General features: G+C 34.3%; 7 protein-coding genes. 2 read left to right on the forward strand and 5 right to left on the reverse strand.

The window, feature by feature from the left end; all coding sequences use genetic code 11:
- Window positions 1–4,088 (forward strand): gliding motility-associated C-terminal domain-containing protein (locus HPY79_11545; GenBank protein ID NSW46437.1); only part of this gene is annotated, 4,088 nt, incomplete at its 5' end.
- 461 nt (window positions 4,089–4,549) lie between these two features.
- Here HPY79_11545 and HPY79_11550 read toward each other — a convergent pair.
- Complete coding sequence (locus HPY79_11550) at window positions 4,550–4,717, reverse strand: hypothetical protein (protein ID NSW46438.1); 168 nt, start codon at window positions 4,715–4,717, stop codon at window positions 4,550–4,552.
- Between the two features lie 7 nt (window positions 4,718–4,724).
- Window positions 4,725–6,503, reverse strand: a complete 1,779-nt coding sequence (locus tag HPY79_11555; GenBank protein ID NSW46439.1) for a hypothetical protein — start codon at window positions 6,501–6,503, stop codon at window positions 4,725–4,727.
- A gap of 85 nt (window positions 6,504–6,588) precedes the next feature.
- Here HPY79_11555 and HPY79_11560 point away from each other — a divergent pair, with 85 nt between their 5' ends.
- Window positions 6,589–7,902, forward strand: coding sequence for a hypothetical protein (locus tag HPY79_11560; GenBank protein ID NSW46440.1), 1,314 nt, complete (start codon window positions 6,589–6,591; stop codon window positions 7,900–7,902).
- 227 nt (window positions 7,903–8,129) lie between these two features.
- Here the strand turns inward: HPY79_11560 and HPY79_11565 are convergent, their stop codons facing one another.
- From HPY79_11565 to HPY79_11575, 3 genes are all read right to left on the reverse strand, one after another.
- The gene (locus tag HPY79_11565) at window positions 8,130–8,588 is read right to left on the reverse strand and encodes a hypothetical protein (GenBank protein NSW46441.1); all 459 of its coding nucleotides are present in this window, start codon (window positions 8,586–8,588) and stop codon (window positions 8,130–8,132) included.
- 3 nt (window positions 8,589–8,591) lie between these two features.
- Window positions 8,592–10,346, reverse strand: coding sequence for a T9SS type A sorting domain-containing protein (locus HPY79_11570; GenBank protein ID NSW46442.1), 1,755 nt, complete (start codon window positions 10,344–10,346; stop codon window positions 8,592–8,594).
- Window positions 10,347–10,675: 329 nt separating this feature from the next.
- A partial coding sequence (locus tag HPY79_11575; protein NSW46443.1) for an aminotransferase class I/II-fold pyridoxal phosphate-dependent enzyme occupies window positions 10,676–11,019 on the reverse strand: 344 nt, incomplete at its 5' end.

Genomic DNA, 11,019 nt, shown 5'->3' on the forward strand with positions numbered 1-11,019 from the left:
ATGCTCAGCGAATGCTGGGAAACGCACCCACTTTTTATCATTTACGTTCAACCAATACAAATAATACAGTCGGAAAAGGTGTTAGCCTGCATCAGACGAATACTACCATAAAAGGAAATTTTATTGCAGATGGTGTTTTTTCAAGAAATTCACAAAGCTTTCCTAATGCAACGGTTACATTTGATGGTGTTGATACCCTAAAAGGTTCTTATAGTTTTTATTTGAATCATGTTGTTATAAATTCGGGAGCCTCGCTGAATGGCGGTTATAAAACCGTATATTTATATGGAAATTGGACTTCTAATGGAACTTTTATATGTGGTAACAGTTCTATTGTTGTAAAGTACGATACTTACAGTTCTTGTCAGCCGAATAATCAGACTATTTATGTCGCCAATCCGGCTACTAACCCTTTTTGGAATGTAACTTGTGATAAAACTTCGGGTAAGGTTTTGCCTATTGGTGGAACAGACAATACACTGGGACATATTTATGTGTTAAATAATTTTTCAGTAAATAATGGAACATGGGAAGTTAACGATACTCGTCAGTTATATGTTGGCAAAGATTTTACATGCAGTGGTACCGGAACTTTCACTGCCGGTCCCGGAAGAGTGATAATGAATGGGAGCAATACAACAACGTTACAACTTCTGAGTCCCGGTAATAATTCATTGTACAAATTAACCATTAATAACAGCGGAGCAGGAGTAAAATTGGGTTCAAATACAACCGTAACTTACGAGTTAAATTTAACAAATGGTATTTTATATACACGCAATGGTTCAAATGCTTATGAGTTATATTTATCTAATAATGATATATCAACTTCGCTTACAGCGTATTCATCTACAAGTTATGTTGCCGGAACATTAAAAAGAGCTGTAACTAATGCAACATATATTTTCCCGGTAGGTGTTTCAAATAGTATATTAAAGAAATACAGACCCATAACTTTGAATTTGACCAATACAAGCGGTACAACATGGATATTAATAAATGAAGACAGTATTTCCAATGTTGGAACCTATTATGCTTCTTTTTGGACTAAAATTCAGCCCGATGCCGGAAATCCGGTTGGTACAGTTCAGTTTAACTATAATTTAAGCCAAGATTTTGCTTCGGGAATGCAAGAATGTATGATTTCTGCATTGCGAGGTACACTACCACCCAATCCATCGTGGAATTATGTTTTAACAACGACAACTCCGGCCAGTGGAGCCAATAACGGAACCATCAGTGCTACGTTGCCTGCTGTATTCTCTCCATATGCTTATATATTGGGAGAACCGACACCTCAGGCAACGAATCCCACTATTTGTGATGGAAATACTGCTACAATTAACATTACTTCTCCCACCGGTTATGGTAATTTTTATTGGTATGCAGCATCAACGGGTGGAAGTTCGTTTAATACAGGTAGTTCATATACTACTCCGGCATTGACAGACACTACAACTTATTACGTTGCCTTTTTCAATCCTCAATGTACCGGACATCGCTATCCGGCTACGGTTAATGTTAATGATATTCCGTCATCATCATTTCAGGTCTCAAATCCTGTGTGTAGCGGAAACAACGGAACTATTTCTTATTCCGGAACTCCCATCAGCGGGGCTACTTATACTTGGAATTTTGGCGGTGCAACTGCCACGCCCGGAACAGGTGAAGGACCTCATACCATTTCAGGAACAGCAGGAAATTCATACAATGTAAGTCTGCAGGTAAGTGCTAATGGATGTACTTCTACGCAAACTACACAGACCATAACTTTTCCCACTATTCTTAATGCTTCCATTACAAAAACCGATGCTGCGTGTGGAAATAATAACGGAAGTGCAACCGTTACTATTTCCGGTGGAGTGAATCCCTATTCGGTCATTTGGAGTAATAATATGACCACTACAACAATTTCAAATCTTGCTGCTGGCAGTTACTCAGTAACGGTAACAGACCAATTTGGTTGTTCACAGGTTCAATCTACAACGATTAGCAATATAGGAGCTCCTTCAGTTATTGTAAATGTTTTTAATAATGTTAGTTGCTATGGTTTACATAATGGTAAAGCTGCTTTTACCGCTACCGGATCAGGTACGTTAAATTATATATGGTCAAATGGGGTAAGTGGAAGCAATACGAATAATGTAGTTTCTGTAATTGATACCTTATCGGCCGGCACTTATTTTATTACTGTAACCGATCAAAATAGCTGTCAAACGGTAGAATTTATAACCATCACACAGCCCGATGTTCTAAATCCTGCTTATTTGTCAAATAATATTACATGTTACGGTTTAAACAACGGAAGTATTTCAATGCAAGTAACCGGCGGAACTCCAAATTATTCTTATTATTGGGCACATGGCTCCTCTCAACCCAATCAAACACTTCTGCATGCCGGTATATACGAAGTTACGGTTACCGATGCTCACAATTGTACAGCTACTCAGCAGATAACCATTAGTCAGCCGGATAGTATTCAAATTAGTGCAGTTGTTGTAGATATAACTTGTTTTGGCGAGAACGATGGTATTATACAAACTTCGGTTGTTGGAGGTACGCAACCTTATACTTTTCAATGGAGCAATGGTGGCAATACAGCTACTATTGATAGCTTAAGTTCAGGTACTTATGTTTTGAATTTAGTAGATGCAAATGGTTGTGGCTCAGGTTTTAGTGCTGTTGTTACTCAACCACAGCCTGTTAATATTCAAATTCAATCGTTCCCTGTAACTTGCTATGGGTATAATGATGGCAGTATATTAACATCGGTTGGTGGAGGAACTCAACCTTATACGTATATATGGAATAATGGTAATACAAATTCAAACCTGATGGCTTCCGGAGCAGGAAGTTATGAAGTTACCATAACCGACGATCATGGTTGTACGGCTGTAGCAAGTGAGACCATCACTGAACCTTTACCATTAATAGTAACGTTAAGCTCTAATTCGGTAACATGCAATGGATACAATAATGGTTCAGTAAATGCAAATATTCAAGGCGGAGTTAGTCCTTATAGTCTTATGTGGAACAATGGTAGCAGCTCAAATCCATTGCAAAATATTCCCGGTGGAAATTACAGTATTACCATAACTGATGCCAATACTTGTTCCGTTGTGCAAAGTGTAACTGTTAGCGAGCCTTCGGCACTTATGGCGAATTACAATATTACTCATATTTCGTGCAATGGTCAACAAAATGGAAGCATCGTTTTGATGGTTTCAGGCGGTACAACTCCTTATTTGTTCAATTGGAGTAACCAAAGTCAATCGCAAAATATATATAATTTAGCTTCCGGTTCATACCAAGTTACCATAACCGATGATAATAATTGTTCGTTAACTCAATCGTATGTAATACAAGAGCCCTCGTTAATGGTAATTAATTCAACGTATAGTCCATACTTATGCGATTATAGTCACGATGGTTATATTCAACTTTCCATAAGCGGCGGTACACCGGCCTATTCTTATCAATGGAATAATTCGGCTGTAAATGCACCAACACAGAGCAATTTGTCGGGAGGTACCTATATTGTTACTGTTACCGATGCAAATCTATGTCAAATAATGGATACATTTAACATTGTTTCGAGTTCGATAGCCTCTGTAAGTATTATGTATGATCCGATGACTCATTTGGCAAGTACTGTAATTGATGGTGGAATTGCTCCATATTCATATTTGTGGTCAAATCAGGCTACTGATAGCACAATATATATATCGCAATCGGGTCATTATATTGTTACCATTACCGATAATGCAGGATGCACAGCAACTGCAGAAAGCGATATTAATGCAGAATTTAAAATTCCTACACTTATTACTCCGAACGGCGATAATAAAAATGATCGTTTTGAAATTAAAGGTATTGAAGCATATAGCCATGTTTCGGTAGAAATATTTAATCGCTGGGGCAATAAACTGTTCTCGTTTGACGGGAGCGGGTTAGATTATTACAATTCCGATAATCAGTGGAATGGAACTTATAATGGAAAAGAACTGCCGATGGGTTCTTACCTGTTTATCGTCAATTTGTTTAATGGTGAAGATGCTATTACCGGATCTGTTTCAATATTGAGGTAAGAAAACAATTTCTTCAGAATATCTTTTTGGGACACACACAATCAGCAGTTGTTATGTTAGCGATGCGAAGTATATTGTTAAAGGGAGCTTTGGCATGGAAATTTGTATAGCTGCAAATGCACATATTCTTATGAGAAGTATTGATTATCTTGAGATGAATTTAGTAACCCATTTTTATTATTATCATGCACGTACAAATTTCATGACAAAGCGTGTGAATAGTATTAATGCTTAATAAAGCTTCTGATGAATAATTTTTATTATATGCTTAAAAAATAAATCCAGCTAATTTAAAAGCTAATACTTGTAAATACGAGCAATGAAATATAACGGCTGAGGCTAAAAACTGGCGGGCATTTCGGAGCACTTCACTGTCAACATGCGATAAAGTTTATTAGTTGCAGTACCCTTCAAATTAGCACTTTCTGTCCGCTTGATTTTAGCCTTTGTTATGGGCTGGGCTACTTTCGTCCTAAGATTTCAAGCATCTGGTTTAACTTTGTAATTCGCTTAATAATATCATCCCATTCCGTTTGAGTTAGCGTTTTTGCACCTTTTTCTAAAAGGTCTATTAGTTCTTGGATTCTACCGCAAATTATGTCGTAGTTTTCTTCTCTTACTGATTTCATATTGCTATTATTTTAAAATGATTGATTTTATTTGCTCAACAGTTTCAGCACTTTTTAGCTGCTTTTCGAGGTCTTTTGTGTCAACAGTATATAAGGACAAAACTTTATCAAGAAATTGATTTGCGCTATTAATAAAGATAATGCCACCGTCAATGGTTGTAGTGGAATAATAATTATTTTTCAAATCATCCAAAACAATCAAATACTTGCTAAACAACACTTTCTTCTTATTTTCATCATTTTTTGATTCAACCTCTTTAATTTTATTAAAAAAAACTGTTTCAATTTTGTAAAGTTCTTGTGCTTTTAGATATTCATTATATGAATTTTTTAGTGTATCACATAAGCCATTATAATCAAATATTTTTATAGAATGCCATGAATTATTGTATTTGATATTTGTATAATTAATGTTGTAGGGCAGTGGTATATCATAATATTTAAAAAATGTTTCAGTAAGTTTTATCTGACCTAAAGTAAAAATTTTTGGATTTGATTTGAAGCATTTCATCGCTTGTGATGAAGATAATTGCCAAGGGTATAAACAACAAGGTTTATCAATATTAAGGTCATCTCCATTAGCCAATATTTTTTCACCAAACGGAGTTGTCAAATAGTAGTTTGCATAATAACCAATGTCCTCTCTAATGTATTTTTGATTAAATGTATTTGTAAGTTCATTGAAATCATTCTTTTTTTGTTTTCTATCATTACTAATTGAGTCTAAAATACTTGGCAATTTTTCATTTAAGGAAAATAAACTCTCAATAAATGGAGTAAGTTCCATTATTTTTGAGGTGATAATATTTGCTTCAGATGGCTTTAATTCATTTAAATTTATTGCTGAATATGATTGATAAGCATTAAGATAATCTTTTCTTTCATAAAAAGATTCAGCTTGAATAAAAGAGGTATTTGATGCCAACGGTTTGTATGAAGTTGTATAAAGATATAGATAACAACCGCCCTTAAAGCCTTCTTTAAATGATAAATCACCTTCAATAAAATTATATAGAAAATAATCTACACTGAAAAGTTTCGGAAAATAGTCTTTAATCTCATTTGCACCACAGGCAGTATCAATTCTAAAGCCGGCTTCTTCTCTTTCTGAAACAGTCATTTTCCGAACATCCATGTACTTATTGTATTTTTCTTCATTATCGTATATGGTTAAATCTTTGTAAGTTATGTCAGAAAATTTACCCCACCCCGCATTATTAACAATCCAATTTCCTGTATAATAACTGTTTTTATCAAAACTTCCAGTTGCTTTAAAGTTTTTAAACTCATCATTTATAAAAACACTTCCAACTAAGTAACCATTGTCAAAATTCAAATCTATAGCAAGAGTTTTAACAGGATCAAAAGGTCCCCAACCGTTATAAGTTTTATTTCTTTGTTTGTAGCTTCTTACTTCCTTCCAATTACCGTTTGCGTATCCATTTTTATAATTTGCAATTAGTGTTACTGTGCCTGTAAAATATGGATTACTATTTCCAAAATCAGTCATTGTAATTTTATATGACCATGTACCATTTCTTAAACCGTTTTCAAAATCACCGGTTATTGTTTGATCATACCCTTTATATTTTCCTGATCCAATTAAGGTATATTTAAATTGACCATGTTTTACTGGTTCATTTGTCTTTGAGTCAATATAATAAGTATAAACCGCAGTTCCACCAGGTAATTTTCCATCATTAAACGGGCCATTAAAAGTTTTTAATGTTTGCCCCCATGCATTAACCGCCAATACCAGAATTGCAATTGTAAAAATTTTCTTCATGTTTCGTTATTTTTTTTGATTTCATTTCAAAAGTAGAGATTGTAAATTAATAATGTATAATTCAAAAAAATCAAAAAGTTCAAGTTTGATTTACATTGCTTTAATGCGTATTTTTGCCAACATGTTAAGTGATACTATAAAAAATCAGATAGAAAGTGTTTACGGACAGAAAATCCGCTACCCTAAAGACTGTGATGCATTGGCATCGGAAATTTCCTCAAAAACAGGTTGCCAAATAAGTGTATCAACCGTCAAGAGATTATTTGGATTTATTAAAACAACAAGCAACCCAAATCAATACACGCTTGATACAATAGCCATTTATTTGGGTTATGCAAGCTGGCAAGAGTTTAGTAATAAGGTTATTTTTGAATCAGTTATAAGTGAACCCAACGATTTTATTTCTAAACAAAAAAGAAAAAGACTGGTAAATCGTAAAATTATTTTTGGTGGAATAGGAATAATAATTCTTACCGGGTTAATTATCGGAGCTGTACTATTCAAAAATTATTACTTTGCAACAAAAACAGTTAAATACTCTATCTTAAAAAAAATGCCGGAACCACGCGCAGGAGGCAAAACAGTTGTTTTAGACAAATCGGTATATTATATTGGTGGTTTCAACTGCGCTTTAATGGCCAATAACAATTGGGAGTACAATTCTTCAACAAACTCATGGAAAGAACATGCACCCATGCCGACAAAAAGGGCAGAAATGGCGACCGCTTTAGTTGATGGTAAAATCTATTGTTTCGGGGGATGGCTTGGAAATAATATCGGGATGACAGATGTTGCCGAGGTGTACGATATAAAAGAAGATAAATGGGATTCTTTGCCCAAACTTCCCGTAAAAATAACTGCAGCAAATGCTGTTTCTGTTGGAAATGATATTTATATTTTAGGAGGAACAATCGGTGAAACGAATACATATTTTTTCAGATTTAACACATTAACTCAAATTTACGAAGCATTGCCTCTCTTTAATATGGCCATGATGCACTCTTGTATGGTGCTGGTAAACAATAAGATTTACGTAATGGGAGGTCAATCTTATATGAAATTTGAATATCGTTGGCACAATAATGTTTATGCTTTTGATATTTCTACAAAAGAATGGACTGAAAAAGCCCCGATTCCAATTCCGATTTCAAGTTGTTTTGGCGTTTTTTTAAATAATGAAATTCATTTGTTAGGAGGCAAAGACAAATACGGAAATGATAATTCAGGCTTGAAAGACACCCACTTTGTTTATGACGTTAAAAATAATAAGTGGAAGATTGAAGAAAAATTACCATACACTGTTTGTGAACAACAGGTAGTCCAAATCAACGGAAAAATTATTTTGATAGGAGGAAATTATGATTTTCCTAATCCTACGGATAAAGTTATTTCGTTCTGAACATTGTTTTTATTTCAAATAGTTGAATTGAAAATGGTATCAAAGTTAAACCTTGTGATTTCTTTATTTTGTCTGTCATTTTTTAGCCTTGCCCATAACGGATTAGGCTATGTACCGTAAGGGATTGCGGAGTGGTTACCTGTCCACCGACATGAAGTTTTGAGCGGGCAACAACGCTTGAATACCCACTAAAACCCTTATGGTACATAGCCTTTGTTAGAGTGCGTTTATTCTTCAATTTTCTTCCATCCGTCTTTATCTTGGGCAATTTTATTCAAGATTTCTTCCAATTCTTTCAACTTTTCAGGTGCACCATAATAGTCTCGAATTTTTTTTGTCTGACCATTATGGGTAAAAGAAATATATGTTGAAGGTAAATCTGTTATCTTGCCTGTATATTCGTTTTCAAAACTAAAAAAGTCAGATTTAGCAAATGTCTTTTTCAGATTTTTTATTTCAGTTTTCGACAAGGTTTTCTCGTATTCCCCAATTTTATCAACATTCTTTGCACCAGTATATTTGACTAAACCGTTTTCAAAAATTGACAACGAAAAAACAGGGCATTGCCCCCTACAATTAGTTTTTTCTAATGTAAGAAAGGCAATGCCATTATTTGATGTATCTTTAATTGTTCTACAACCAAAAAATAAAGATACAACTATAAGTAATAATAGTTTCTGTTTCATTGGTTAGCGTGCAATAATTATTTTTTTGAACAATACAGAACTCCCATTTACTGATGTTTTTAGAGTATAAACACCTTCTGATAAATCAGATATATCATAGCGGTTGTTTTTCTCTGGAATCCATGTTTTTGACAGTTTACCTGTAATATCGTATAATTCAAATTCCATTTTGCCATTTACATAATTATTGATTTCAATATTTATGTAATCACTTGATGGGTTTGGATACAAATTAACAGTTACCGTATTGCTATTCTCTTCTACTGATGAATAATCTGCTGCTGTAACTAAAATAGAATAGTTTGAAGGATTAATGTCTTCCACGTCAATGTCATGACGTATTACTATTGGAACAAAGTATTCCCAACTAGAATAGTCAGTAATGTTGATTATTGCTTGGTTTGAAACTATGTTTGCTGGCTGGACGCTTATTGTCGAATTTGTTTCATTTATTTTCAGCAATATAAACTCTAATTCGTCAGAGGGAGTAACAGGAGTTAGTATCATCCGAAAATCGCCAGTTGAGGTCAACTGAAAATAATCAGAACTTAATCTCATAAGCCTGTTGTTTCCATCGGTTTGACTGTTGAATGTAATATTTGTGCCTGAATAATTAAAAGTGTATTCAAATGCCAAACCACCGTTATTATCAACATGGGTTTCATAGTCCGATGCTCTTTGATAGGTATAAGGCGAATATGCAGAATTATTATCCATAACAACATTGGCAACGACAAAGTTTTTAAATTGTTGCTCAATAGAACTACTCCAGTTTGCAGTTAATTCATCATCAATAGCATATGCAGCATAATCATTAATACATCTTTCATAAATGCTTTTAACTATTGAGTTTCCTGTATGCTCTGTCAAATATTTTGCAAAAAGCCATGAACTGTACCAATGACCATCATGTTGAGGGTCTTCGCCGTCTTCAAGATTTAATGCAACGTCAGGTTTTCCAAATAAGCCCATTAGATATTGGAAATTGTCATCATAACCTGGATATGCAAATTCTTCTGACCAAGTTGCACACATTTCCATAAACCAAGTATCCATATTACCAGTATAACCATATTGGACAGCATGCATATATTCGTGGGCAGAAGTAACCCCAATACAAACGGCTTCAGTTCCTGAAAATCCACTATAATTGTTCCGCATTACCATGTAACTTGTATAAGCATCTACCTCTGTAAGAGAAGTAGAATTTGGATTATCTCCAATTTCAGTTTCACAGGCCACATAACCATATACACCAGAACCCGCAGCACTTCCGCTAATATATACATCATAAAGTGCATCGCCTCCGTTTGTTCCATCAGCAGGAGGAACAGTTAGCCCTGTTGTAGTGTGGTACAATTCATAAATTTCATCAACAAATGTTTCTGCCATAAAATCAACATAATCAGGAATATAATTACCATCGTTGTCAGTCGGGTCAACACTCTCGTCCGCAGGTCCGTCAGTTGTGTAATGGAAGGCAAAATTACCATAAGTAACAACTTCTTCTGTTCCTGTAAATGTTGGTCTGTTTCTGTAATCTTTAAAATATTCCTGTGCCTCCTTTGTTAAGTTGTCCCAATTTCTATTTGCCTCAGCAAGTAGTGGAGTTAGCCAAAGATGGTCAGAAACTGTCGCCGATTTTGTCAACGAATTTTGTCTTGAAGTTTCAAACTTCTGAATTAATCTGCTCGATAATTCATAATCCTGCGCAAATAGGTTTGCACCTATTAGAAAAATTGCAAAAAAAAAGTACATTTTTTTCATTTTATAAAAATTTAATTTTTTTCCTACTCATATGGCTTTTCGGATACGCCCCGTTTTTATGGTTTCTGGTCTCCAAAATTCTTTTTCGTTGTCATTTTATTATGTATCATCAAAATAACCTTGTCGAAATCCAAAATTATTTCTTTCTGTAAAATTGCCCGTATGTTCTCTTTTTAAATGCACTCTAACTCGTTTATATGCGCTACTCTATTGCGTCTTATTTCCAATTTTGGATGTATTGGCGCTATAAAGTAGCGGTATATTTTTATGGTCAAATATAAAACAAATTTTACAAATCATCAAAAAAACTTATAATATTTTTATTCATCTTTCTTCAGAAATTTTTTAATTCCTGCAATTCCTGCTTCAATTTCGCTCAGTTCTCTGGCTGCATTAAAGCGAACGTATTCTTTACCTTTTGCCGAAAAATGAATTCCCGGAATAATGGCCACTTTTTCCTGTTCGTACAAGTCGATGGCAAACCTGAACCCATCATCATGTGGCTTTGGTAATTTAGCCCAAATAAAATATCCTCCGTCAATAGGCGGAATTTCAAATCCTAATTCTTTAAGGGCTTGATGAAGTTTATCAAATGAAGTTTTAAGTTTTTCTCTTAATTCTACTACATAATTATTAACAATGCCAGCTTTTAGTATATATTCGA

Source organism: Bacteroidales bacterium (assembly GCA_013314715.1).
GTDB lineage: Bacteria > Bacteroidota > Bacteroidia > Bacteroidales > GWA2-32-17 > Ch61.

What these genes read in the sequence shown, in the direction of transcription:
- HPY79_11555 (NSW46439.1), bottom strand. Translation starts at nt 6,503, where the DNA reads ATGAAGAAAATTTTTACAATTGCAATTCTGGTATTGGCGGTTAATGCA.
- HPY79_11550 (NSW46438.1), bottom strand. Translation starts at nt 4,717, where the DNA reads ATGAAATCAGTAAGAGAAGAAAACTACGACATAATTTGCGGTAGAATC.
- HPY79_11565 (NSW46441.1), bottom strand. Translation starts at nt 8,588, where the DNA reads ATGAAACAGAAACTATTATTACTTATAGTTGTATCTTTATTTTTTGGT.
- HPY79_11570 (NSW46442.1), bottom strand. Translation starts at nt 10,346, where the DNA reads ATGTACTTTTTTTTTGCAATTTTTCTAATAGGTGCAAACCTATTTGCG.